Annotated in this window: 24 protein-coding genes; 15 read left to right on the top strand and 9 right to left on the bottom strand. The window is 71.7% G+C overall.

What is annotated here, in order from left to right; all coding sequences use genetic code 11:
• The first annotated feature begins 14 nt into the window (after positions 1 to 14).
• Positions 15 to 1,301 (top strand): MFS transporter, encoded by a 1,287-nt coding sequence (locus tag OG928_RS42325; RefSeq protein ID WP_331767340.1) that lies wholly within the window; start codon positions 15 to 17, stop codon positions 1,299 to 1,301.
• Positions 1,298 to 2,257 carry a hypothetical protein gene (locus OG928_RS42320; protein WP_331767339.1) on the top strand — a complete coding sequence of 320 codons (960 nt, stop codon included), beginning with the start codon at positions 1,298 to 1,300 and terminating at the stop codon, positions 2,255 to 2,257. The genes OG928_RS42325 and OG928_RS42320 overlap by 4 nt, the downstream gene beginning before the upstream one ends.
• A 144-nt stretch (positions 2,258 to 2,401) precedes the next feature.
• Here OG928_RS42320 and OG928_RS42315 read toward each other — a convergent pair whose 3' ends face one another.
• Together OG928_RS42315 and OG928_RS42310 are read right to left on the bottom strand one after the other, a co-directional pair.
• The gene (locus tag OG928_RS42315) at positions 2,402 to 3,292 is read right to left on the bottom strand and encodes a siderophore-interacting protein (protein WP_331767338.1); all 891 of its coding nucleotides are present in this window, start codon (positions 3,290 to 3,292) and stop codon (positions 2,402 to 2,404) included.
• 46 nt (positions 3,293 to 3,338) lie between these two features.
• The gene (locus OG928_RS42310) at positions 3,339 to 4,388 is read right to left on the bottom strand and encodes an ABC transporter substrate-binding protein (protein WP_331767337.1); all 1,050 of its coding nucleotides are present in this window, start codon (positions 4,386 to 4,388) and stop codon (positions 3,339 to 3,341) included.
• Positions 4,389 to 4,517: 129 nt separating this feature from the next.
• Between OG928_RS42310 and OG928_RS42305 the strand changes: the two genes are divergently transcribed.
• From OG928_RS42305 to OG928_RS42295, 3 genes are read left to right on the top strand one after another with little or no spacing between them, the layout of a single operon-like run.
• Positions 4,518 to 5,576, top strand: a complete 1,059-nt coding sequence (locus OG928_RS42305) for an iron chelate uptake ABC transporter family permease subunit (RefSeq protein WP_331767336.1) — start codon at positions 4,518 to 4,520, stop codon at positions 5,574 to 5,576.
• Positions 5,573 to 6,601: an iron chelate uptake ABC transporter family permease subunit gene (locus OG928_RS42300; protein WP_331767335.1), complete on the top strand. Its 1,029-nt coding sequence runs from the start codon at positions 5,573 to 5,575 to the stop codon at positions 6,599 to 6,601. The genes OG928_RS42305 and OG928_RS42300 overlap by 4 nt, the downstream gene beginning before the upstream one ends.
• A gap of 50 nt (positions 6,602 to 6,651) precedes the next feature.
• Positions 6,652 to 7,482 carry an ABC transporter ATP-binding protein gene (locus tag OG928_RS42295; RefSeq protein WP_331767334.1) on the top strand — a complete coding sequence of 277 codons (831 nt, stop codon included), beginning with the start codon at positions 6,652 to 6,654 and terminating at the stop codon, positions 7,480 to 7,482.
• A gap of 141 nt (positions 7,483 to 7,623) precedes the next feature.
• Here OG928_RS42295 and OG928_RS42290 read toward each other — a convergent pair whose 3' ends face one another.
• Positions 7,624 to 8,127, bottom strand: coding sequence for a hypothetical protein (locus tag OG928_RS42290; RefSeq protein ID WP_331767333.1), 504 nt, complete (start codon positions 8,125 to 8,127; stop codon positions 7,624 to 7,626).
• 283 nt (positions 8,128 to 8,410) lie between these two features.
• On the opposite strand from OG928_RS42290, the gene OG928_RS42285 reads away from it, so the two are divergent.
• Both OG928_RS42285 and OG928_RS42280 read left to right on the top strand, forming a co-directional pair.
• Positions 8,411 to 8,755 carry a hypothetical protein gene (locus OG928_RS42285; protein ID WP_331767332.1) on the top strand — a complete coding sequence of 115 codons (345 nt, stop codon included), beginning with the start codon at positions 8,411 to 8,413 and terminating at the stop codon, positions 8,753 to 8,755.
• A 237-nt stretch (positions 8,756 to 8,992) separates the two neighbouring features.
• On the top strand, positions 8,993 to 10,240 hold the full coding sequence (locus OG928_RS42280) for a ricin-type beta-trefoil lectin domain protein (protein ID WP_406291737.1): 1,248 nt from the start codon (positions 8,993 to 8,995) through the stop codon (positions 10,238 to 10,240).
• Between the two features lie 146 nt (positions 10,241 to 10,386).
• Here OG928_RS42280 and OG928_RS42275 read toward each other — a convergent pair whose 3' ends face one another.
• Positions 10,387 to 11,541 carry an ROK family transcriptional regulator gene (locus OG928_RS42275; RefSeq protein WP_331767330.1) on the bottom strand — a complete coding sequence of 385 codons (1,155 nt, stop codon included), beginning with the start codon at positions 11,539 to 11,541 and terminating at the stop codon, positions 10,387 to 10,389.
• Positions 11,542 to 11,749: 208 nt separating this feature from the next.
• On the opposite strand from OG928_RS42275, the gene OG928_RS42270 reads away from it, so the two are divergent.
• The 8 genes from OG928_RS42270 to OG928_RS42235 all read left to right on the top strand — a co-directional run bounded on the left by OG928_RS42270 (position 11,750) and on the right by OG928_RS42235 (position 18,242).
• On the top strand, positions 11,750 to 12,478 hold the full coding sequence (locus tag OG928_RS42270; RefSeq protein WP_331768305.1) for an amino acid ABC transporter ATP-binding protein: 729 nt from the start codon (positions 11,750 to 11,752) through the stop codon (positions 12,476 to 12,478).
• A 264-nt stretch (positions 12,479 to 12,742) separates the two neighbouring features.
• A complete protein-coding gene (locus OG928_RS42265) occupies positions 12,743 to 13,681 on the top strand; it encodes a glutamate ABC transporter substrate-binding protein (protein WP_331767329.1) in 939 nt (312 codons plus the stop codon).
• Positions 13,682 to 13,792: 111 nt separating this feature from the next.
• Positions 13,793 to 14,437, top strand: coding sequence for an amino acid ABC transporter permease (locus tag OG928_RS42260; RefSeq protein WP_331767328.1), 645 nt, complete (start codon positions 13,793 to 13,795; stop codon positions 14,435 to 14,437).
• A complete protein-coding gene (locus OG928_RS42255) occupies positions 14,434 to 15,300 on the top strand; it encodes an amino acid ABC transporter permease (protein WP_331767327.1) in 867 nt (288 codons plus the stop codon). Before OG928_RS42260 ends, OG928_RS42255 begins: the two co-directional genes overlap by 4 nt.
• Positions 15,301 to 15,359: 59 nt before the next feature.
• The gene (locus tag OG928_RS42250; protein WP_331768304.1) at positions 15,360 to 16,325 is read left to right on the top strand and encodes an asparaginase; all 966 of its coding nucleotides are present in this window, start codon (positions 15,360 to 15,362) and stop codon (positions 16,323 to 16,325) included.
• Positions 16,326 to 16,443: 118 nt separating this feature from the next.
• A complete protein-coding gene (locus tag OG928_RS42245; RefSeq protein ID WP_331767326.1) occupies positions 16,444 to 17,217 on the top strand; it encodes a copper homeostasis protein CutC in 774 nt (257 codons plus the stop codon).
• Between the two features lie 132 nt (positions 17,218 to 17,349).
• The gene (locus tag OG928_RS42240; RefSeq protein WP_331767325.1) at positions 17,350 to 17,793 is read left to right on the top strand and encodes a hypothetical protein; all 444 of its coding nucleotides are present in this window, start codon (positions 17,350 to 17,352) and stop codon (positions 17,791 to 17,793) included.
• Positions 17,794 to 18,053: 260 nt separating this feature from the next.
• The gene (locus tag OG928_RS42235) at positions 18,054 to 18,242 is read left to right on the top strand and encodes a DUF1059 domain-containing protein (RefSeq protein ID WP_331767324.1); all 189 of its coding nucleotides are present in this window, start codon (positions 18,054 to 18,056) and stop codon (positions 18,240 to 18,242) included.
• 153 nt (positions 18,243 to 18,395) lie between these two features.
• Here the strand turns inward: OG928_RS42235 and OG928_RS42230 are convergent, their stop codons facing one another.
• The 5 genes from OG928_RS42230 to accD all read right to left on the bottom strand — a co-directional run bounded on the left by OG928_RS42230 (position 18,396) and on the right by accD (position 23,870).
• Positions 18,396 to 18,734, bottom strand: coding sequence for a chaplin (locus tag OG928_RS42230; protein WP_331767323.1), 339 nt, complete (start codon positions 18,732 to 18,734; stop codon positions 18,396 to 18,398).
• Between the two features lie 185 nt (positions 18,735 to 18,919).
• Complete coding sequence (locus OG928_RS42225; RefSeq protein ID WP_331767322.1) at positions 18,920 to 19,957, bottom strand: right-handed parallel beta-helix repeat-containing protein; 1,038 nt, start codon at positions 19,955 to 19,957, stop codon at positions 18,920 to 18,922.
• Positions 19,958 to 20,014: 57 nt separating this feature from the next.
• Complete coding sequence (locus OG928_RS42220; RefSeq protein ID WP_331767321.1) at positions 20,015 to 21,466, bottom strand: acetyl-CoA carboxylase biotin carboxylase subunit; 1,452 nt, start codon at positions 21,464 to 21,466, stop codon at positions 20,015 to 20,017.
• Positions 21,467 to 21,471: 5 nt separating this feature from the next.
• The gene (locus OG928_RS42215) at positions 21,472 to 22,164 is read right to left on the bottom strand and encodes a biotin/lipoyl-containing protein (protein WP_331767320.1); all 693 of its coding nucleotides are present in this window, start codon (positions 22,162 to 22,164) and stop codon (positions 21,472 to 21,474) included.
• On the bottom strand, positions 22,164 to 23,870 hold the full coding sequence (gene accD, locus OG928_RS42210) for an acetyl-CoA carboxylase, carboxyltransferase subunit beta (protein ID WP_331767319.1): 1,707 nt from the start codon (positions 23,868 to 23,870) through the stop codon (positions 22,164 to 22,166). Before accD ends, OG928_RS42215 begins: the two co-directional genes overlap by 1 nt.

Here is a 23,870-nt window from a genome sequence, read left to right as displayed (position 1 = left end):
GAGAGGGACCGCCCGTGTACATCGCCGCGAGCCGGCGTTCGGACCAGGCCGGTGGGATCGCCGCAGCCGGGACGCCACGCAGATTCATGCGCGCCGTCCCGGCCAACGTGATCGCGCTCGGCACCGTCAGTCTCGTCACCGACATCTCCTCCGAGATGGTCACCGCCGTACTGCCTGCGTACTTCGTGCTCACCCTGGGTCTGAGCCCGCTGCAGTACGGACTCCTCGACGGCACGTACTTCGGGGTCACCGCGTTCGTCCGCCTGCTCGGCGGCCAGGTGGCCGACCGCACCCGTCGGCGCAAGCTCGTCGCCGGCACCGGGTACGGCCTGTCCGCCGCGTGCAAACTCGCCCTGCCGATGGCCGGTTCGTCGCTCACCGGGCTCGGTGTCGTGCTGGCCGCGGACCGGACCGGCAAGGGGCTGCGGACCGCGCCGCGCGACGCGCTGATCTCGTTGAGCACCCCGCCGAGCGAGCTCGGTCGCGCGTTCGGCGTACACCGCGCCATGGACACCTTCGGCGCCTTCCTGGGCCCGCTCGCCGCGTTCGCCGTGTTGTGGGCCACCCACGACGCCTACGACGCGGTCTTCGTGGTGAGTTTCTGTGTGGCCACGTTCGCCGTCCTGCTCCTGGCGTTGTACGTCCGCGACCATCGGGAGCCGGCCCGGCCGCGGCGCGCCGCGACGTTGCGGGCCGCGTTCGGCCTGCTGCGGCTGCCGCGGTTCCGCCGTACCTGCGTGGCCGCGACGGTATTGGGCCTGCTCACCGTCGGCGACACGTTCGTGTACCTCGTGCTGCAACGGAACTTCGACATCCCGCTCCGCTACTTCCCCCTGCTGCCGCTCGGCACCGCGGCGGCCTATCTGCTGCTCGCCGTGCCGCTCGGCCGGCTGGCCGATCGGGTCGGCCGCTTCCGGGTGTTCCTCGGTGGGCACCTCGCGCTGCTGGCGACGTACGCGGTGGCCGCCGCGCCCACCGGCGGCCGGGTATCGGGCGGGGTCCTGTTGTGGACCGTGCTGCTCGCCGTCCTCGGTCTCCAGGGGCTGTTCTACGCCGCCACCGACGGCGTCCTGATGGCCGCCGTCGGGCCGCTGCTGCCGACCCACCTGCGCACCAGCGGCATGGCGCTGCTCCAGACCGGGCAGGCGGGCGCCCGGCTGGTGTCGTCCGTGCTCTTCGGCGCGGTCTGGACGCTGTGGGGTTCCGACACCGCACTGCTCGCGATGGGCGCCGGGCTCGCCGGCTGCCTCGTCCTCGCCCGGCGGCTGTTGCCGTCGCACGCACCGGAGGTGACCGGATGAAGCGCGCGCTCGCGCTGGTGCTCGGCCTGCTCGTGCTGGTGGGAGTGGCCGTCGGCTACTCGACGTTCGCCGCCGGACGCGACGACGCGTCGACGGTCGAGCGCCGTCCCCTCGACCTGGCCGCCGCCGGGCGGTTGGTGTTCGTCGACACCACGCGCGGCGGCGGCCACCGCACCGTGGCCGCGGCCGGGCTGGCCGCTCCCGGCGATACCCGCACCGACAGCGGCCTGCGCTGCGAACGGTTCGCCACCGGCGCGGGCATCGGGGTCTGCCTCCAGACCCGGGGCGGCCCGTTGCCGGGTACGGACGCGGTGATCCTCGACCAGGGCATGAACGTCCGCCGCCGGATCGAGCTCGCGGGCACGCCCAGCCGGGCCCGCGTCTCCGCGAGCGGACGCATGGTGTCGTGGACGGTCTTCGTCACCGGCGATTCCTACAACAAGACCGGGTTCTCCACCTGGACCGGCATCGCGGACACCCGCACGGACTACACGCTGCTCAACATCGAGGGCATCCCGTTGACCGTCGACGGAAAACGATACCGATCCGCCGACGTCAACTACTGGGGCGTCACGTTCGCCGCCGACGACAACCGCTTCTACGCCACCGTCTCCACGAAAGGACATACGTACCTGGTCGAGGGCGACTACGCGAACTGGGAGGCGCACACGATTCGGGAGAACGTCGAGTGCCCGTCCCTGTCACCGGACGGCACCCGCATCGCGTTCAAGAAGCGCTCGGGCAAGACCACGTGGCGACTGCACGTGCTCGACCTGGCGACGATGCGGGAGACCCCGCTGGCTGAGCACGCGAGTATCGACGACCAGGCGGCGTGGCTGGACGACGACACCGTGATGTACGGCCGGGGCCACGACGTCTACGCCACCCCCGCCGACGGAAGCGGCACCCCGCGCCTGCTCGCCGCCGACGCGGCATCGCCGACGGCGGTGCGGTAACGGCGGCGCGCCGAACGGGCGTTGGGCCGAAAGCGCGGCCGCAGGCCGTGGCGCCGTGGCGCCATGGTGCCGTGGTGCCGTGGCACCGGAACAGGCCGTGGCCGCGGGGTGTCGTCTCCCCTCCGGCCACGGCCCATCGCCCCGTCAGCCCTCGACGGCCTCGGCGCGCAGGTCCTCCTCGGAGGCGCCCGGCCGCCAGTAGCCGGTGAACTCGACCCGGCCGCGATCGTGGCCGCGCTCACCCACCAGTTCGCGGCGCAGCGCGCGCACCGCGCCCGACTCGCCCGCGAGCCACGCGTAGGGCCGCCCCTCGGGAAGGTCGGCCGCGCGGACGGCGTCCACCAGGAGTCCGGGTCGGGTGCCGGGCGCACGCACGAGCCACACCACGTCGGCGTCGGCCGCGGTGGGCAGTTCGATCCGGTCGTCCTCGTGCGGGACCTCGATCCAGGCCCGCACGCGCGTGCCCTCCGGCAGCCACGCGAGGATGCCCGCCGCGGCCGGCAGCGCGGTCGCGTCCGCCGCCAACAGCACCCAGTCGGTGTCCGGCGGCGGGCGGAAGCCCACGCTCTTGTTGTCCTCGATCCGCGGCCCGAGCAGCGCGACCCGGTCGCCGGCCCGCGCCCGGGCGGCCCAGCGCGAAGCGGGTCCGCCATCGCCGTGCAGAACGAAGTCGACGTCCACCTCGGCCACTTCGCGGCGCTGCTCCGCGACCGTGTAGGAGCGCATCACGGCGCGCACCGAGGGGTCCATCTCGCGGTACGCGGTGAACCATTCGTCGGCCGGCACCTGGGGCAGCAGCGGGGCCGGTTGGCCCGGATGCGGCAGGAACAGCGAGAAGCTCTGGTCCCGGCCGCCGCTCGCGAACTCGCGCAGCGACTCGCCGCCGAAGGTCACCCGCACGAGCGAGTGGCCGAGCGTGCGCGTCCGCAGCACACTCGCGTCGAAGAGTCCGAACGCGGCGAGTTCGGCGGCATCGGTGTCGGCGGCATCGGTGTGATCGTCGCGGCCGGTGGCGTCGTTGGTGTCGGTGGTCATGCGGGTCCTCCCCCTGTCGATATGCCGGTACGGGCGTCGTGCGGGCTCAGCCGAGCTTCCTGGCGGACTCGACCGCCTTGGCCAGGTTCTCGAGCAGCGGCGCGGCTCCGGCGTACGAGAAGCGCGGGACCGCGTCCCACGGGGCCACCTGGTTCGCCTTGACCGCCGGGAGTTCGTTCCAGGTCGGCTTCGCGGTCAGGTCCTTGGGCTGAAGCGCGGTCGAGCGGTTGTCGAGGAGGATCAGGTCGGCGGCGTACTTGCCGACGTTCTCCCAGCTCAGGCTCTCGAAGTAGCCGCCACTGGCGCTCACGTCCTGGGGGATGACGAACTGCACGCCCAACTCGGCGAAGTAGGTCAGGTCGGCGGCCGGCCCCGGCGTGGAGGCGTAGAACGTGTCGGCGCTGCCGGAGGCGGCCAGCACCCGGATCCCGCCGTTCGCCTTGGCCGCCTGGCGCAGCTTCGCCGAGGCCGCCTCGAAGCGGGCCTTGGCCTCGGTGACCTTGGGGGCGTTCAGGTCCGCGCCGAGCGAGCGCGCGAGTTCGGCGTAGCGCTCGATCGGCTTGGGCAGCGACAGCTTCGCCACCGAGATCGCGACGCTGGGCGCGAGCCGCAGGATCTGGTCCTTGCTCTCGTCGGGCACGTACCACAGCGCGCCCGGGTCGTACATGTGGGTCACCAGCAACGCGGGGTCGAGCGTTGCGTACTTCTCGACGCTGAACTCGCCCCAGGCGTTGCCCAGGACCTTGACCTTCTTGACGTCCAGGTCGCCCGCCTGGGGGTGCGGCGCGCCGTTGTCGAGGGTGGTCTCGCCGAAGACGCCGACGATGCGATCGGCGAGCCCGAAGTCGGCGAGCGCGGCGGCGGTGCCGGTGAACGCGACGATGCGCTTGGGCGCGGACTTCGCGGTGACGGTGGTGTTGCGGTCGTCGACGAAGGACCAATTCCCGCCGGCCTCCGAACCCGAGCCCGACGTCTTCGACTTCGAGTCGGAGCCGCACGCCGCGAGCAGGGCGCCGATGCCCGCGGCGCCGCCCGCGGCGAGCAGGCCGCGGCGCGAGAGCCCGGCGGTGATTCTTCCATTTCCGGCATTGGGCATGGCTGCGCCCTTTCCTGTGCGAGTGATCTGCGAGGGGGGCGAAAGCCCGATGTGGAGGTTAGGTTAACCTAACCTCAGTTCAGCACCCGGGGGTGGGATCCGCTCTCGGCACGACCGGAGAGCGCACCCTTGTTGGAAGTCGAAAAACCGCAGGTCAAGGACGGTCCGGCCGAGTCGCCCGACCGCTCCCGACCACCTTCGCGGCACGCCCGGCGAGCCGTCGGACTGGTCGCCTCCCTGGTGCTGCTGCTCGTCGTGCTCGCCCTGAGCATCGGCTTCGGCGCCCGGTCGTTGACGCTGCCGGAGGTGTGGCGGGGGCTCGTCGACCACGACTCCGACACGTACACCGTGGTGCATCGCATGCGACTGCCCCGCACCCTGCTCGGGCTGTTGGTGGGGGTGGCGCTCGGGTTGGCCGGTGGCGTGATGCAGGCCCTGACCCGCAATCCGCTCGCCGATCCGGGGCTGCTCGGAATCAACGCCGGCGCGTCCGCGGCCGTGGTCAGCGGCATGTCGTTCCTCGGCGTGACGAGCTTCACCGGCTCGGTGTGGCTCGCCCTGATCGGCGCCGCGATCGTGTCCGTCCTGGTGTACGTCGTCGGCGGTGGGCGTGGCGCCACGGGGGCGCGGTTGGCGCTGGCCGGGGCCGCGCTCAACGCGAGCCTGTACTCGTACGTCAACGCCGCGATGCTGCTCGAATCCGAGTCCCTGGACAAGATGCGGTTCTGGTCGGTCGGCTCGTTGGCCTCGGCCCAGATGTCCACCGTGGTACGGGTGTTGCCGTTCATCGCGGTCGGCACCGCGCTCGCGCTCGCGCTGGCCCGGCCGCTCGACGCGATGGCGCTCGGCGACGACGCGGCGCGGGCGGTGGGTGCCCGGCCGGCGCGGGTGCGGGCCGCCTCCATCGTCGCGATCACGCTGCTGTGCGGTGCCGCCACGGCCGCGTGCGGGCCGCTGGTCTTCGTCGGGCTGATGGTGCCGCACCTGGTGCGCGCGATCACCGGTCCCGACCTGCGGTGGCTGCTGCCGTACTGCGCGGTGCTCGCCCCGGTGCTGCTGCTCGGCGCGGATGTGCTGGGCCGGCTGCTCGGCCGGCCCGGCGAACTCCAGGTCGGCATCGTCACCGCCGTACTGGGCGGGCCGCTGTTCCTGTACTTCGTCCGTCGCGGGAAGGTGGCCCACACGTGAGGGTCGTTCGGATCGGCTCACTCGTGAGCCTGCGGATACGCCCCAGAGCCCTGCTCGCCACCGGCGGATGCGTCCTGGTCGCGGTGCTGTTCGGGCTGTACACGATCGGCCGCGGCGACTACCCGATGAGTCTCGGCGAAGTCCTGGACACCATCGCCGGCCACGGCACACCCACGCAGGACTTCATCGTCAACGAGGTCCGGCTGCCGCGCGTGGTCGCCGCGCTGTCCGTGGGCGCGGCGCTCGGTCTGGCGGGCGCGGTCTTCCAGTCGCTCGTGCGCAATCCGCTCGGCAGTCCCGACCTGCTCGGCTTCACGCAGGGGGCGGCGACCGGGGCGCTGCTGGTGGTCATCGCCGGCGGCGGCACGATGGCCCTCGCGGGCGGCGCGGTGCTCGGCGGCCTGGCCACCGGCGTCGTGGTGTACGCCCTCGCGTGGCGGGGCGGCGCGCCCGGGTTCCGGTTGATCCTGGTGGGCATCGGCGTGTCCGCGATGCTCACGGGCGTCAACGGCTACCTGCTCACCCGCGGCAAACTCACCGAGGCGGCGCGGGCGTTGCTGTGGCTGACCGGCAGTCTGGACGGGCGCGGTTGGGCCCAGGTGGTGCCGCTGCTCGTGGTCCTCGCCGTGCTCGCGCCGATCGTGGTCCTGGGCTGCGGGCGGGCGTTGCGCGTCATCGAGATGGGCGACGACACCGCCGCGGCCGTCGGGGTCCGGGTCGAACGCACCCGGCTGACGGCGCTCGCGGGCGCCGTCGTGCTCGCGTCGTTCGCGGCGGCCACGGCCGGGCCGGTGGGATTCGTGGCGCTGACCGCGCCGCAACTGGCGCAACGGCTCACCCGCGCACCGGGCCCCAACCTCGTCCCGGCCGCGTGCGTGGGAGCGGCCCTGATGGTGTCCGCCGACTGGATCGCCCAACGGGCCTTCGCCGCACATCGATTGCCCGTCGGCGTGGTCACCGGCCTGCTCGGCGGCGGCTACCTGGTCTGGCTACTGGCCCGACAGCGCAAGGCGGGACGCATTTGAGCAGGGCCACTGCCCCCGACCCCCGGCAGACACCGACACGGAGCGCACCCATGACCCCGGACAACGACAGCCCCAACGGCAGCGGCAGCGCCCGGCTGAGCGGCAGCGACCTGACGCTCGCCTACGACAAACGCACGATCGCCCGCGAGCTGACGGTGGCCATCCCCGACAACTCGTTCACCGTGATCGTCGGCCCCAACGCGTGCGGCAAGTCGACCCTGCTGCGAGCCCTGGCCCGGATGCTCAAGCCGACCACCGGGACGATCCTCCTGGACGGCGCGGACATCGCCGCGCTGCCCGCCAAGAAGCTCGCCCGCACCCTGGGCCTGCTGCCGCAGTCCTCGATCGCCCCCGACGGCATCACCGTGTCCGAACTCGTCGCGCGCGGGCGCTACCCGCACCAGAGCCTGCTGCGCCAGTGGTCGCCCAGGGACGAACGCGTGGTCGAGGAGTCCATGGCCGCCACCGGCGTCGCGGACCTGGCCGAGCGCGGCGTCGACGAACTCTCGGGCGGGCAACGCCAACGCGTGTGGATCGCGATGGCACTCGCGCAGGAGACCCCCGTGCTGCTCCTCGACGAACCCACCACCTACCTCGACATCGCCCACCAGGTCGAGATCCTCGACCTGTGCGCGCGACTGCACGAGGAGCAGGGCCGCACCCTCGTCGCGGTGCTGCACGAACTCAACCACGCCGCCCGCTACGCCACCCATCTGATCGCCATGCGCGACGGCAACGTGGTCGCCGCGGGCCACCCCAACGACATCGTCACGGCCGCGCTCGTGGAGGAGGTGTTCCGGCTGCCGTGCCGGGTGATCGAGGACCCGGAGAGCGGCACTCCCCTGATCGTCCCGGCCGCACGTCGGCGGGTGCGCGTGTGAGGCGGACCGATCACCGCACGCGAGCCGGCCGTGCGGCGCCGGCTCGCCGCGCTCTTGGGCCGACGACCCGATGGCGCGGCATACGGCCTCGACCAGATTCGCGGCCACCGGCGGCGGACCCGCACCGCCCACGGCGCCCGGTCAGTCCTCGGGCTTCGGCGGCGCGGCCATGTGCTTGAGCGCGTTGACCAGGTACACGGCGGTCGGGTCGACGCGGTCGAGCGCCCCGTGGACGATGTCCGCCAGGTATTGCGCGTCCATGAAGGCGACGACCACGGCATCGCCGTCCAGGAAGACGCGGTTGCGGGCGCTCGCCCGGTCGATCCAGGCGCTCGCGACCTCGACGGCGGCGTCCTCGTCCAGGCATCTCATCCGGGCGTAGCCATACTTGAGGAGGTCGGCGGGCAGGACGCGCACGACCCGCTGGACGTCCGCCAGGTGCTCCTCGAATCCGGCCTGGTGGGACTGGACGTCCCAGGGGCGCGTCGATCTCCACAGTCCGCAGGAGCACCACACCGAGACGGCGGCGACGTCCGGATGGTGCGCCGCGTCCGGATGCCGACTCGACTCCCGCACGTGCTTGGGGAGCTCCCGCAGGAACAGCGGGTGGTTGTCGGAAGGCCAGTACGGGATTTCGTCGCTCACGGTTCCCCATCTCGATCGGGCGGGTCGGATCCGGCGTCGCGCCCGCCGGAACGCGTCCGGTGCGCACGACGATGCTGGTCAGGCCCTGTGTAGCACGGTGATCGGCGTCCTCAAAACGCCGCCGGAGCGCGCCGCCGGCGCCTCGACGACGGCCGCTCCGCCCGGTCGGCGCGCGCGGGCGCGGTGGGTCGGGCGTACGGTCGAAGTGGGCGCGCGATCGCATGTCCGCCCCGCCGCCTGCGGGGCCGGGTTCGCGGCCTTTGGCGAAAGAGGGAGGCCGGCCATGGAGCCCGGCATCTTCAAGGACCGCGTCACGGTGACCTTGGTCGACGACCCCGAGGCCCGATACGACGCCGACGCGATCATGTACCCCTGCCGCCGCTTCCAGGACGCGCCCCATCGGTGGCGCGGCACCCTGACGCGCGTCCCCGGCACCCCGTCGCTGACGCCGATCAAGGAGGCGGGGCACGGCCACGTGCACTTCAACGGCGAACGGGCCACCTTCCGCGTCGCCATGGACGAGCTGCTCGATCGGCTGGACGGGAACGAGCTCCGGTTCGACGGAGTCGGCGACCGTCCGTCCTGGCTGGACCCGGGCGGGCGCCCGGATGAGGCGGACCCCGGGTAGAAAATCGAGAGCGCGTGGCCACCACGCCCACCGGAGAGGTCGCCCGGCGGGAAGCGCGGAAGCACCCACGGAGACTACGGCCGACCGCCGACTACGCGGACATCGCAGGCGGTTGTTCGGCGTGCGGCGGTGATCAGTAGCCTGTTGGCCCTTCGACGAAAGGGTTACGGGGACTTGAAAGCAACGGGGAAACGTCGAATATCACTGATCGCCGCGCTTGCGGCGACAGCCGCGGTCGTGGGTGGGCTACAGCTCTCGAACTCGGCGTCGGGTTCACAGGACGACGAGGGGCCGAGCGCCGAGGCCGTCGTGGCGGCGGCCGGTACGGCCGGCGATCAGCTGGACGCGCCGGACACGGGGTGGTCGGAAGTGGACGGCACCGTCTTCAGCGGTGGTCGGATGACCATTCCGGCAGCGAGCCCGGCTCGGCAGCGCGCCGCGCTCGCCGCGGCGGCGGAGGCGCCGTCGGGGGTCGGCTGGAAGTCGGGCGGCGCGACCAAGCTGCTGTCGACCGGCTACACGATCAAGTTCTACGATCAGAAGGCCGTCGACTGGCTGGGCCCGTACGTCAAGGGTTCGGCGGCCGAACTCCAGCGCGTCACCGGGTTGTCGATCAACGTCGACACCAAGCCGGTCGGCTACGACCACGTCCGACTCAAGGGTGAGGTGGTCGTCGGGACCTTCCTCAACCCCTGCTTCGTGCCCACCGACGGCGGCCCGTGGAAGGTCGTCATGGACGGGTCCGGTACGCCCGGCTGGAGCTGCGGCTTCCACACGCGCAGCACCCCCGACACGGTGACCAGCGGGCACGCGTACATCAACACGTCCTTCTTCACCGCCGCCGGGAAGCCGATCGACCGCTTCGGCGTGGCGGGGATGAAGAACCATGTCAGCCACGAGCTGGGGCACACCATGGGCTTCACCCACGCGGACAAGAGCGCCACGCGGGGCGACTGCGTCCGGGGCACCGACTCCAACCAGACGCCCGTGATGTGCGCGATCGTCAACGCGTATCCGGACGCCCGCGCCGGCCAGTACGTGCAGCAGTTCGACGTACAGGGCCTGCGCACACTCGCCGCGGGCGGCGGCGCGCCCGTGCCGCCGCAGGGCAAGGTGACCGGGATCGCCGGCAAGTGCCTCGATCCCAAGGGCGGCAAGCCGGCCAACGGGACGCAGATCCAGATCTACACCTGCAACACCGGCGCCGGGCAGTCCTGGATCGTCAACAAGGACGGCACGCTGCGCTCGATGGGCAAGTGCCTGGACAACGCGGGCAACAAGACCGCCGAGGGCAACAAGATCCAGCTGTACGACTGCAACGGCTCGGCCGCGCAGAAGTGGAGCGTCGACGCCAAGGGCCGCATCGTGCATGTCGCGTCCGGCAAGGTGCTCGACGTCAAGGGGGCCGCGACCGCGAACAGCACGGTGGTCCAGCTCCACTCGGCCAACACGAGCAAGGGCCAACTCTGGTCGGTCCCCAAGTAGCCGAACCCGCACGAACGCACACGAAAACGCACGAACACGCACGGTAGAAAAGCGGCCCGGGTCGACCTCGTCGACCCGGGCCGCGCCCGTCCCGCGCCCCGACTCGGCACCCGAGCTCGCACCGGGTCACCGAGTCACCGACCGAGTCACCTGGCGGACAGCGTCTCGTCCACCCAGGCGCTGGTGAGCACTTCGTCCAGGATCACGCTGCCCGCGCCCAACATGCACGCGTCCTCGCCGGTGACCGCGGTCGCGATCTCCAGGTCCCGGGTGGCCAGCGGCAGGCAGCGTTCGTAGATGGCCCCGCGCACGGCGGCGATGAACGGCTCGGCCGCCGACAGGCCGCCGCCCAGGACGACCACGTCGGGGTTGAAGAAGTTCACCAGCGGGGTGAGCACCTGGCCGGCCAGCCGGCCCGCGTTGCGGACGAGCGTGGTGACCTCGGGGACGCCGTCGTTGACCAGTTCGACCAGATGGCGCGAGGACGTGACCTCGATGCCCTTGCTCCGCAGGATGCGCCGCAGCGCCGCCCCGCTCGCGTGTGCCTCCAGGCAGTCGGAGTGGCCGCACGAGCAGGTGACCGGCTCCGGCCCGTGCACCGGGACGTGGCTGATGTCGCCCGCCGCGCCCCGACCGCGGTGCAGCTTGCCGGACGCGATGATGCCGCAGCCGATTCCGGTGCCCGCCTTGACCGCCATCAGATTGTCCCGGCCCGGCCAGCCGTAGCGGTGCTCGCCGACCGCCATGAGGTTGGCGTCGTTCTCCACGAGCACGCGCACGCCCAGGAGTTCGCCGAGCCGCTCCCCCACCGGGAAGTCGTTCCAGCCCGGCATCCGAGACGGCGCGACGACCTTGGCCGTCGCGGGATCCACGGGTCCGGGCATGCCGACACCGACACCCAGGAGCGGCAGCTGTTCGGCACCGGCCTGACGCAGCGTCGAGCGGATGTGGCGGGTCAGCCGCTCGGTGACCTGCTCGGGCCCTTCGGCGATTTCGCCGGGGAGTTCGTGTTTGAGGACGATGCGGCCGGCCAGGTCCATGACCGCCATGCGCACGTGGTGGGTGCCCACGTCGGCGCCGACCACGACGCCCGCGTTCTCGTGCAGGCGAAGGTGTCGGGGGCGCCGGCCGCCACGGGAGGCGCCTTCGCCGTCCTCGCGCAGGAGCCCCGCGTCTATGAGTTCCTCCACCCGCAGGGAAACGCTCGACGGCGCCATGCCGCTCAGTCGGGCGAGCTCCGCACGTGAACGACCGTGCCCTGTGGCCACCAGTCGCACCAGGTCACCTGCGGTTCCAGCCAACGTCCCACTCCCGTTCGAGGCGTGCCTGCTGCGGTACGGCAGTGACAGGAATAGCACACGCCGTAATTTCCAGCAAGGCGTTGACTTCATTCGAATTCCGGATCTAGTGTCACACGAAACTTCGATTCCGAACAAAGATGGAGCGTCGATGAAGCCCGCGCCGCCTTCTTCCGTCGTCGGGACACCTACTGTCCCCGTCGAGACACCCATGGTCGAGGCCCGCGCCATCAGCAAGTCGTTCGGGGCGGTCCGCGTGCTGACCGACGTGGACCTGGTCGTGGGGGCCGGCGAGGTGGTCGTCCTGATCGGCCCCTCGGGCGCCGGCAAATCGACGCTGTGTCGCTGCCTGAATCGACTGGAAGGCGTCGACTCGGGCGTGGTCCTGCTCGACGGCGAGGAACTACCCGCCGAGGGCCGGGCCTTGGCCCGGCTGCGCACCGAAGTGGGCATGGTCTTCCAACAGTTCAACCTGTTCGCGCACAAGAGCGTGCTGCAGAACATCACGCTGGGGCCCATCCGGGTCAAGGGCCTGTCCGCGAGTCGGGCCGAGCAGGAGGCCCGGGTCCTGCTCGAACGTGTGGGCATCGCCGACAAGGCCGACCACTACCCCGCCCAACTGTCCGGCGGTCAGCAGCAACGCGCCGCCATCGCCCGGGCCCTCGCGATGCGGCCCAAGGTGATGCTGTTCGACGAACCCACGAGCGCGCTGGACCCGGAGATGGTCAACGAGGTCCTGGACGTGATGGTCGACCTGGCCCGCGAGGGCATGACCATGGTCGTCGTCACGCACGAGATGGGCTTCGCCCGCCGCGCCGCCGATCGCGTGGTCTTCATGGCGGACGGACAAATCGTCGAGGTCGGCGACCCCGACACCTTCTTCACCGCGCCGACCACCGAGCGCGCCCGCGACTTCCTGTCCAAGGTCCTCAGCCACTGAAGCGCCCGAATCACCCGGCGCACCCGACGTACCCGACGTACCCGAGGCGTCTGTAGGCGCTCGAAGCCACGAGAGCCACCAGAGCCACCAGAGCCACCAGAGCCACCGAAGCCACCGCCCGACCGCCGGACACGCGGTCCGCTCCTCGGCCCCCGGGCCCGGGCCCACCCCGCTCCGGTCCCCCGGACCCGCCGCCACGATCGGCCCGGGCCCGCCACGTCCCCGCACCTCCGCAGATTCCCTTACCTGCAAAGGAAGGCCCCGATGTCCGGCTCCTCCTCACGTCGAGCGCGCACCGCTGTGTCGGTGGCCCTCGCGACACTGTCCCTGACCGTCCTGGCCGCGTGCTCGAGCGGCTCGTCGTCGGACGTACCCGGCGGGAAGAAGCCCGCCGGCGAGGACGTGGCCAAGCAGGCCCAGTCCGCGCCCGACACCGCGATCCTGCCCGGCTCCACGATGGAGAAGATCAAGCAGCGCGGCTACCTCATCGTCGGCGGATCGCAGGACGCGCCGCTGTGGTCGCAGCTCAACCCGATATCCGGCCGCACCGAGGGGTTCGACGCGGAGATGGGCCGCATGCTCGCCAAGTACATCATCGGCAAGCCCGAGGTGAAGATCGTCAGTTCGGCGACCGAGACACGCGAGGCACTGCTGCAGAACGGCACGGTCGACGTGGTGTTCCAGACGTACACGATCACTCCCAAGCGCGCCGAGCAGGTCGCGTTCGCCGGCCCGTACTACTCGTCGGGACAGGCCATCCTGACCAAGAAGGGCGCGGGCGGCATCAAGCTGCCGGCCGACCTGAACGGCAAGACCGTCATCGCCGGCGCCAACACGCCCGCCATCGCCGCGATCAAGCAGGTCGCGCCGGACGCGAAGATCGTCACGTTCGGAAGCGACCCCGAGTGCGTGGCGGCCCTGCGCCAGGGACGCGGCGAGGCGTACGTCCAGGACCAGGCGCTCCTGGTCGCCGCCGTCAAGGACAACCCCGACACCACCGTCGTCGGCGAGCCCTTCACGGCCGACCCGTACGGCATCGGCCTCAAGCACGACGACGCCGCGTTCAAGACGTTCGTCAACGACTGGCTGCGCAAGATCGCCCAGGACAACTCCTGGCAGCAGGCGTGGAAGCAGACCCTCGGCACGGTCGTCGAGGGCAACCCGCCGACGCCGCCCGCGATCGGTGGCGTGCCCGGCTCCTGACGCGTCGGGTCGGGCTCCGAGCCCCCCTCGGAGCCCGACCCGGTCCGGTCCCGCCCCGCCCGGCCCCACCCCGCCGGCCGTCCCTGTCCCCTCCGCGAAAGGCCACCGCCGATGGATGTCGTGCTGCGACATCTCTCCGCCTTCACCGACGGCATCACCACCACGCTCGAGCTCACCGCGCTGTCCTTCGTCGGCGCCCTGCTCATCGGCGTCGTCGTGGCCGCCATGCGGGTGTCCCCCGTCGCCGCCCTGCGCGGGGTGGGCACCGTGTACGTGGAGACGTTCCAGAACACCCCGCTGCTCGTCCTGCTCGTCCTGTTCGTCTTCGGACTGCCCGAAGTCGGCGTCATCTTCCCGCTGTTCACCACGGCGGTGATCGTGATCGCGCTGTACGAGGCCGCGTACATCGCCGAGGCGGTCCGATCCGGGATCAACACCGTGTCGATCGGCCAGGCGGAGGCGGCCCGCGCGCTCGGGTTGACGTTCGGTCAGTCGCTGCGCCTGGTGATCCTGCCGCAGGCGCTGCGCGGCGTCGTCCAGCCGATCGGCAACATCTTCATCGCGCTGACGATGAACACCTCGCTCGCGGCCGCCGTCGGCGTGGTCGAACTGACCGCCGCGGCCAACCGCGTCAACCTTCTCGAAGCCCAGCCCATCCCCGTGTTCGTCGGCGCCGGCCTCGGCTACATGGTCATCTGCGCCGCGGCCGGGCTGGCCACCGGCGTGATCGAGCGGAAGGTGGCGATCGTACGATGAGCGCGTCCCGAGTGCTGTTCGACGAGCCCGGCCCGATCGCGCGCCGGCGGATGCGCATCGCCACCGTCGTGGTCGCGATCGTGGTGGCCGGCCTGCTCGCCCTGGCCGTGCGCCGGTTCGCCGATCACGGCCAACTCGACGCCGACAAGTGGCGCCCCTACACCACCTGGCCGATGTGGCGGTACCTGCTGGAAGGGCTGTGGGCCACGATTCGCGCCGCGGCCGTCGCGACCGCCCTGTCCGTGCTCGGCGGCATCGTGCTGGCGCTGGGCCGGTTGTCCCGGCGGCGCCGACTGCGCTGGCCGGCCACCGTGTACATCGAGGTCATGCGGACCGTCCCGGTTCTGCTCCTGGTCTACCTCGTCCTGTTCGGCCTGCCGCACTACGGCGTGGACCTGCCGCTGTTCTGGAAGCTGGTCGTCCCCCTGTCGCTGTCCAGCGCCGCCGTCTTCGCCGAGATCTTCCGGGCCGGGATCCTGTCCCTGGACCGGGGACAGCGCGAGGCCGGGCTCGCGGTGGGCCTGACCGACACCCAGGCCATGCGGCTGATCGTGCTGCCGCAGGCCGTCCGCCGGCTGCTCCCGTCCCTGGTCAGCCAGTCGGTCGGGTTGCTGAAGGACACCTCGCTCGGCTTCATCGTCAGCTATTCGGAACTGCTCTTCAGCGGGCGCATCCTGGCCGGCTACAACCGCCTGCTGATCCAGACCTACATCATCATCGCGCTCGTCTACATCGTCCTGAACGCGTCGCTGTCGAAACTGGCCCGCACGCTGGAGGCGCGCCAAGGCGTCCGCCCGGCCGGCCGGCGCGGTCTGCGCACGCTCACCCGGGCCCGCGCCGGCGCGGACGGCGCGCTGGTGTGACGCCCGCCAACGTCGGCCGACGGGATCGGCCCGCCCACGAGGAGACCGAGTTGACCCCCATGACGTCCGTGACGTCGATGCAGTACGCCGAACTCGCCGAGGTCGTCCGGTCCGGCTTCGTGGAGAGCCGGCACTTCGGCAGCCTCGTCGCGCTGGCTCCGGACGGCCGGACCGCGATCAGCCTCGGCACCCCGAACGAGCCGGTCGTACCCCGGTCTTCGGCCAAGCCCTTCCAGGCGCTCGCGTGTCTGCGCGCCGGTGCGCCGCTGCACGGAGAGCACGTGGCGATCGCGGCCGGCAGCCACACCGGACAGGACTTCCACGTCCGCGCGGTCGACGAGATCCTCGCGGCCGCGCGCCTGGGCGTCGACGCCCTGCGGTGTCCGCCGAGTCGCCCGGAGGACGAGGCGGCCTACCGCGCGATGATCGGTCGCGGCGAGACGGAGTCCCGGGTACGGATGAACTGTTCCGGAAAGCACGCCGCGATGCTTGCCGCCTGCGTCGCCGCCGGCTGGTCCACCGACGACTACCTCGCCCCGGAGCATCCGCTGCAGCTCCTGGTCCGCGAGGGCATCGAGGAACTCGCGGACGAGCGCGTCGCGCACACGGCCGTCGACGGCTGCGGCGCACCGGTGTTCGCGATGACCCTCGCCGGTCTCGCCCGCGGCGTGCGGGCGCTCGCGACGGCGCCGGACGGGCCCGCGCAAGCGGTGGCGGCGGCGATGCGCGCGCACCCGGCCCACGTCGGCGGCGACGGCCAGGCCAACACGGAGGTCATGCGGCTGCTGCCGGGCACCCTGGTCAAGGGCGGCGCCGAGGGCGTGTTCGTGGCGGCGACGACGGCCGGACACGCCGTGGCGCTCAAGGTCGTCGACGGCAGTCCCCGAGCGACCACCGCACTCGCCCTGGCCGCGTTGCATACGCTCGGCGTGGACACGACCGCCGCACGGGAGTGGGCATCGGTACCGGTCCTGGGCGGGGGACTCCCGGTGGGCGAGATTCGGCTGACTCCGATCCTGACGTGACGTCAATTCACTTGCGGGGCACGCCTGTTCGACCGGCGTCCCCGGATCCGTAACGCCCCCCGCCGCGGGCATCCGACCGGATTCCCGCAACCCTTGGCTACCCGAGGAGATCCACGACATGATCGTCACCGCCGGACCCCACCCCCCGCTGACCTACGAGATCTGCATCGACGACGTCGCGGGCGCGCTCGCCGCCGAGCAGGCCGGCGCGCACCGCGTCGAGCTGTGCGCGGATCTGTTCGAGGGCGGCATCACCCCGAGCATCGGCCTGATCCAAACCACCCTGCGGGCGGTGGACACCATCCGCGTCCATGTCATCGTGCGCCCGCGCGGCGGCGACTTCGTCTACGACGAGCACGAGGTCGCCGTGATGGAACGGGATGTGGCGGCCGTCCGCGAGGCGGGCGCCCACGGCGTCGTGATCGGCGCGCTGACTCCGGCGGGCGACATCGACCGACCGGTGATCGAGCGACTGATGGCCGCGGCCGGAGACCTGTCCGTCACCTTCCACCGTGCCTTCGACATGGCCCGCGACCCGTTCGCCGCGTTCGAGGAACTGGTCGAGCTGGGCGTCCATCGACTGCTGACCTCCGGTCAGGACAGCAGCGTGCTCGAAGGCGCCCCGCTGATCGCGCGCCTGGTCGAGAAGGCCGCGGGGCGCATCGTGGTGATGCCCGGCGGCGGCGTCACCGCGCGCAACATCGACCGGGTCCTGGCCGCGACCGGTGCCCGCGAGGTGCACTTCGCGGCGGGCGCGATCCTGGAGAGCCCCGAAGGGCACCGCAACCCGTACCCCTACATGGGCGGCGCGCTGCGGCAGCCCGAGTACGCCCGCCGGGTGACCTCGGCGGACGGGATCCGGGACATCGTCGCGGCGGCGCAACGTCTCTGACCGGCACACCGGCTCCCGCGGCCGTGCGCCGGCGACCGGCGACCCCGCCGATGGCGATAGCCTGCGAGCCGGCGCGGACGCGTGATCGCCGCGCACGCCGTGCCGCCACCGCCGCGCTCGGAAGGTCGTGCCATGTTCGAGCTGCTGTCGACCGTCGCCCACCTGACGCTCGCGGCGTCCTGGATGGGATCGATGGCCTACAGCCTGACCGTGGTCCAGCCCAAGGTGGCGTCGTTCCTTCCCGACGAGCAGCGCCGGGAGGAGTTCCTGGTGACGTTGGCGCACGGCAATCGCCGGAAGGTCGTAGGCCTGGTGGCGGCCCTGCTGCTCACCGGCGTCGCCGTGATCGTCTCCTCCGCGGGCGCGAAGGTGGTCGGCTACGCGGCGGCGCTGGTGCTGTACGCCGGCGCGGCCGGCATCTTCGCGCACGTCTCGTGGCGGCACTGGCCGGCCCGGGTCTTCGCGCTCCCACCGGAGTTGGCGGGCTTCCGACGACGCCTGCGTTTGCTGGCGACGACGATGCTCGCGCTGGTGGGCGCCGGCTTCGTCGTGACGCTCACGGTGAGCGTGGCATAGCTTCGCCCGCCACCCTGACGCCCGTTCCCGACGCCCGTTCGGGAAAGCGCGGTCGGGCCGGCAATGCGACGGCCCCGAATCCGACCAGGGTCGAATCGATCCAGTGACCGAGCCAAAACCCGCTGGTGATCGCGGCAGTCCGCCCGATCGGGCATACGAGGGAATTTCGGGAGCATTCGTTCTAAACTGTGAGTGCGGTCCCGCACCGTCTCGTCCGGGGCCGCGCCCCATCGGGGCCATCCCAGTCCAGGAGGACCATCATGCGCAAGGTCGCCGACTGCCGGGACATGCCCAGCGAGTCCGGGTGCACTCTCACCATTGCCGGATCCGAGGACGAGGTCCTCGAGGCCGCCGCTCAACACGCCCAGGCCGTCCACGGACACACCGACTCGCCCGAGCTGCGCCAGGAGATCCGCGCCATGCTCAAGGACGAGGAGCCCGGCCGATAGATCGAGGAAACCGGCACGCGATCGCGGACCGTGAAGAAGCCGGTACGGCGTCGCGGACCGGCACGTGAAAGCGGCCCCTCGGATCCGTCCGCTCGAGGGGCCGCCGGTACTGCGGTGTCGTGTTATTTCAGGAGGACGAGTAGTGCCGGTGGCTCAGCCGCCGTGGTGCGGGGCCTCGCCCTTGCCGTGCTCACCCTTGCCGTGCTCACCCTGGGCGTGCTCGCCCCGGTCGTCACCCCGGTGGTGGTCGCCGTCGATGTTCGCGCAGAAGTTGCCGATCGTCGGGTTGAGCACACCGACGATGTTCACGGAGTTGCCGCAAATGTTGATCGGGATGTGGATCGGGACCTGGATGTTGTTGCCGGAAAGCACGCCGGGGGAACCGACTGCGGCACCCTGGGCGGTGGAGTCGGCGCTGGCGATTCCCGAGCCCGACAGGACGAGCGCGGCAGAGCCGACGACCAGGGCAGCCGTCTTCTTGAACGAGTTCACGTGATCTCCACTTCGGATGGCGCCGGGGTGGCGCGGACGTCACGTGCAACGACCCGAATTCCGGAAGGCAATGGCTTGTTCCGGGAGTTCACTCGCTTGGCCGCCCGGCCCGACCCTGGTGCCGTGGCCGGAAAGCGGTGAGCCTTTCCGGTCACGGCACCGGCCGCCCGCGCCGCTCCGCCCGGTCAGCAGTGGCCCGCCGGCTCCGAGGTACCGCAGACGTTGCGTTCGAACGTGTTGACGGCCGCGCTGTCGCGGTCGGCCAGGTCCGACGGTCCGTTGCCCTGCACGACGTTGCCGCTGACGACGTTGAGCGTGGTCGGGCTGCCGGTGAAGCTCGGGAACATCACGATGCCGCCGGACATCGGGGACTCGCCTCGGTTGTCGTGCACCTCATTGCCCGTCACCCGCGTTTCCTGGGCACCGGTGAGCACGATGCCGGAACCCTGGATGTGGGCCAGGCGCGAGTTGCCCTCGCAGTACTTGTTGTTCTCGTTGATCTCGTTGCGCCGGATGGACAGCGCCCCGGCGGACGGTTTCGTCTCGTCGCCCACAACGAACACTCCGGCGCAGTTCCCGGTCAGCTCGTTGTGCTCGATGACCAGTTCCCGACCGCGCCGGATATGCACGCCCAGGCGGTTGCCGGAGGCCTGGTTGCGGGCGATTCTCGCGCCCATCGCGTCGGGCGTGTCCGCGAGGAACAGGCCGGCCTGCGCGTTGTCCTTCGTGACGTTGCCGGTCAGTTCGCCCCGGAGGGAGTCCTCCTGTCCGATCCCGTGCTCGCCGTTGTCGTGCGCGAACACGTGACGGACGCTCATGCGTTCGGTGTGACTGCCCATCACGCCGGTCTTGCGGAACCCCGTGACGGCCAGCGAGAGGACCCGCACGCCGGTGATCCGCTGCTCCGCGGTTCCGGAGACGCAGATGCCGTGCCCGGCACTCGCGCACGCGCCCGCCGCGTCCGCCGCACCGGGCGTGATCACGGTGCGCTCCCCCGCGCCGCGCAGCGTCAGGTCGGGCGAGGTGATCAGGACGCTGCCCGGGTAGGTGCCGGGCAGCACGTCGATGATGTCCCCGGGGGCCGCGGCGTCCACCGCGGCCTGGATCGATTCACCCGGATGGACGATGTGGCGGGTGGTCGCGTGGGCGGCCGGTGTCACGGCCGAGCCCAGCACGGTGAGGGCGGAGACGCAGGCGAGGGGAAGCAGGTTTCGTGCGTGCATGAGCGGTGATCTGCCTTCGCTGGATGAGACTCGCTGGATGAAGCGTCGGATGACGGTTCAGGCGACGGGTGCGGGATGGGCCGGGGCGGGTGTGCCCGCGAGCGGCATGAGTGGTTTCGGTGGCGGGCCGGACGCGACCGCGGGGACCTCGACCTCCGCCGGATCCGCGGTCATCGCGCCGACGAGGCTCGTGGAGTGGTCACCGGCGCGGAACCGCGGGTGCGCGAGGATGCGGCGCAGGAAGCCCTTGGTCGTGCGGACTCCGTCGCCGGTCACCCGGAACTCGCCGAGCGCCCGGTCGGCCCGAGCGATCGCCTGGTCCCGGTCGGGCGCCCAGACGATGACCTTGGCGAGCAGCGAGTCGTAGTCGGGGCCCACCTTCCACCCGGCGTAGGCGTGGGTGTCGACCCGCACGCATGGTCCGCCCGGTGCCACGAACTCGTTGAGCCGACCGGGTGTCGGCGCGAAGCCGCGGTCCGGGTCCTCCGCGTTGATCCGGCACTCGATCGCCACACCGCGGGGCACGACCTCTTCCTGACGGAACGACAGCGGTGCTCCGGCGGCGATCTTGAGCTGTTCGCGGACGATGTCGACGCCGGTGACCATCTCGGTGACGGGGTGTTCGACCTGGATCCGGCAGTTGATCTCCAGGAGGTGGAACTCGTGCGTGGGCGTGACCACGAACTCGAAGGTCCCGGCCCCGACGTAGCCGACGGCGGTGGCCCCGCGCAGCGCCGCCGAGCACATCGCCTCACGGGTGTGCGGCGGCAGATGGGGAGCCGGGGACTCCTCGACCAGTTTCTGATGCCGGCGTTGCACGGAGCAGTCGCGTTCGCCGAGGTGGACGGCGCCGCCGTGCCCGTCGCACAACACCTGGACCTCGACGTGCCGGGCATCGTCGATGTACCGCTCCAGGTAGACCCGTTCGTCGCCGAAGACGGCGCGCGCCTGGGCCCGGGTGTCCTGGTAGGCCCAGGCGAGTTCGTCCGGGTCGCGGACGACGCTCATGCCCCGCCCGCCGCCGCCCGCGACGGCCTTGAGGATCACCGGATAGCCGATCCGGGCGGCGGTCTCCACCGCGTCGGCGGGGGAGGTCAACGCGCCGTCGCTGCCCGGGAGTACGGGCAGTCCGGCGGCCGCCATCACCGCGCGTGCCCGGCTCTTGTCGCCGAGTTGTTGCATCACCTTCGGCGGCGGCCCGATGAAGGTGATCCCGCTCGCCTCGCAGATCTCGGCGAAGTCGGGGTCCTCGGACAGGAACCCGTAGCCGGGGTGGATCGCGTCCGCCCCGCTGCGTCGGGCCGCTTCGATGATGGCCGGCATGTTGAGGTAGCTGGCCCGGGCCGACGGTGGGCCGATGTGGACGGCATCGTCCGCGAAGCGCACCACCGCGGAGTCCCGGTCCGCGGTGGAGTAGACGGCGACGCTGCGGATGCCGAGCTCGCGGCAGGTGCGGGCCACCCGAAGGGCGATCTCCCCCCGGTTGGCGATGAGCACGGTCGAGAACACGTGGATCACCCCGATCGCCGGCGTTGGTTGTGGTGGCCGCCATGGCCCTGGCCCCGACCGTCGTCGGACTTGCGGTCCTGCCGGCCCGGGTCGCCGCCGTTGTGGTCGGCGCGGCCGTCCGGGCCGGCGGTTCGCGGTTCGATCGCGATCAGGGGCTGCTGGTACTCCACCGGGTGCGCGTCCGGCGCGATCACCTCCACCACCTCGCCGGAGACGTCGGCGGTGATGGTGTTCATCATCTTCATGATTTCGAGGATGCCCACCGTCTGGCCGTGCCGGACGATGTCCCCCACGCTGACGAACGGCTTCGCGCCCACCTCGGGCGCGTGGTAGAACGTGCCGACCATCGGGGCGCACACGAACCGGAGTTCGCTGTCGGGCTCGGCCGGCTGCTCGACGGGGGACGCGGCGGCAACGGGCGCGCGGGTGACCACGGGCGCGGCGCCGGCCGAAGCGGGTTCGGGCCACTCGACCTCGATGGTCGTGTCGCCGCACCGCATCCTGATCCAGCGCGGCGGGATCGGGGCCGGGGACGGAGGTCCCTGCCTCGGCTCGTCCTGCGGGTGCGCGTGCGGGGTGCGCGTGGCGTCGAGCGGGGTCACCCACCGCTCGTCCGCGTACCCGACGTGGCGTCCCGCGCGGTCCCGGTCGTTGGGGTGGGTGTCGCGCCCGTGGGCCGTTCCGTGCTGTGGGGTCATCACGCGCTTCCTTCGGTGCGGGTGTCCGGCTCGACGCCGAACCTGCGGAATCGGTCCCCGCGTTCGCGCACGAGTCGGGTCCGTTCGATCGGGAGGAGTTCGTCGAGGACCCGGATCAGCGCCGCGCGCAGCAGTGCGGCGGCCTTGCCCGGGTCGGTGTGCGCGCCGCCGGGTGGTTCGCGGACGATGTGGTCGACGACGCCTTGGCGCAGGAGTTCCCGGGGGCGCATGCGCAGCGCGGCCGCCGCGGCCGGCGCCGCCGCGGGGTCCTTCCACAGGATGGCCGCGCAGCCCTCGGGGCTGATGACGGAGTAGACGCCGTTCTCGCCGATCAGGACGCGGTCGGCGACGGCCAGCGCGAGCGCGCCGCCACTGCCGCCCTCGCCGGTGACGACCGTGACGATCGGGGTCGGCAGTCGGGCCATCAGGCGCAGGTTCTCCGCGATGGCGACCGCCTGGCCGTTGGCCTCGGCGTCCGGCCCGGGGTTGGCTCCCGGGGTGTCGACCAGGGTGAGCACGGGCAGGCCCAGCTTGGCGGCGAGCCGCATCAGGCGGGCGGCCTTGCGAAAGCCCGCGGGGGTCGCCATGCCGAACTTGCGGCGTTGCCGCTCGGCGAGGTTGTCGCCGCCCTTTTGGTGGCCGATCAGCATGACGGGGAGGCCGTCGAGCAGGCCGACGCCGCCGACCACGGCAGGGCAGTCGGCGCCGATCCGGTCCCCGTGCAACTCGTGGAAGTCGTCGAGGATTCGGCCCGCGTAGTCGAGGGTGGTGGGTCGCGCGGAGTGGCGGGCGAGCCGGACGGCTTCCCACGGGTCGCCCTCGTCGGGTTCGTTCGCCGTGGAAACGAAGGGGGTCGGCGCGCCGGCGGGGGTCTCTACGCGGTCCGGGTCCCGTGTCGCGTCGAGGGCGAGGAAGTGCCGGATCGTGGTGCGCAGCGCGGGCCGGGAGACGATCGCGTCGACCATGCCGTGTTCGAGCAGGAATTCGGCGGTCTGGAAGCCCGCGGGCAGCCGTTCGCCGATCGTGTGCTCGATCACCCGGGGTCCGGCGAAGCCCATCCGCGCGCCGGGTTCGATCAGGATGACGTCGGCCAGGGTCGCGAACGACGCGGCCACTCCGCCGTAGGTGGGGTCGGTGATCAGCGACAGGACCAGGACGCCGGCCTCGTCGAGTTCCGCCAACGCCTGGGCGGTCTTGGCCATCTGCATCAGGGACAGCACGCCCTCCTGCATCCGCGCGCCGCCGGAGGCGGTGATCAGCAGCAGTGGGGCGCGGGTGCGCAGGCTCTCGTTCGCGGCCGCGGTGACCAGCGCGCCGACGCCGCAGCCGAGGCTTCCGCCGAGGAAGCGGAAGTCCATCGCGGCCACCACGACCGGGTGGCCGTGGATGGTTCCCCGCGCGCACAGCGCGGCCTCGCGCATCCCGGTGACGGCCCGGGCCTGGTCCAGGCGTTCCGGGTAGGGACGCGAGTCCACGAAGCCCAGCGGGTCGTGCGGGGTCCGGCCGGCCTCCAGTGGCGTCTCGGAGCCGGGGTCGAGCAGTTGCTCCAACCGTTGACGCGCCGTCAGCCGAGCGTGGTCGCCGCAGTCGGGGCAGACCTGCAGGCCCCGCGTGAAGCGCTTGCCGTATACGAGTTCGGCGCAGCGTCCACACTTGACCCAGTCGGGTCGGTCGAGGACGGTGAGTCCGGGGTCGGTCTCGATCAT

The sequence above is a fragment of the Embleya sp. NBC_00896 genome (assembly GCF_045207785.1).
GTDB lineage: Bacteria > Actinomycetota > Actinomycetes > Streptomycetales > Streptomycetaceae > Embleya.
Note: the sequence above shows the minus strand (reverse complement) of the source record. Positions and strands in the feature narration are given on the sequence as shown.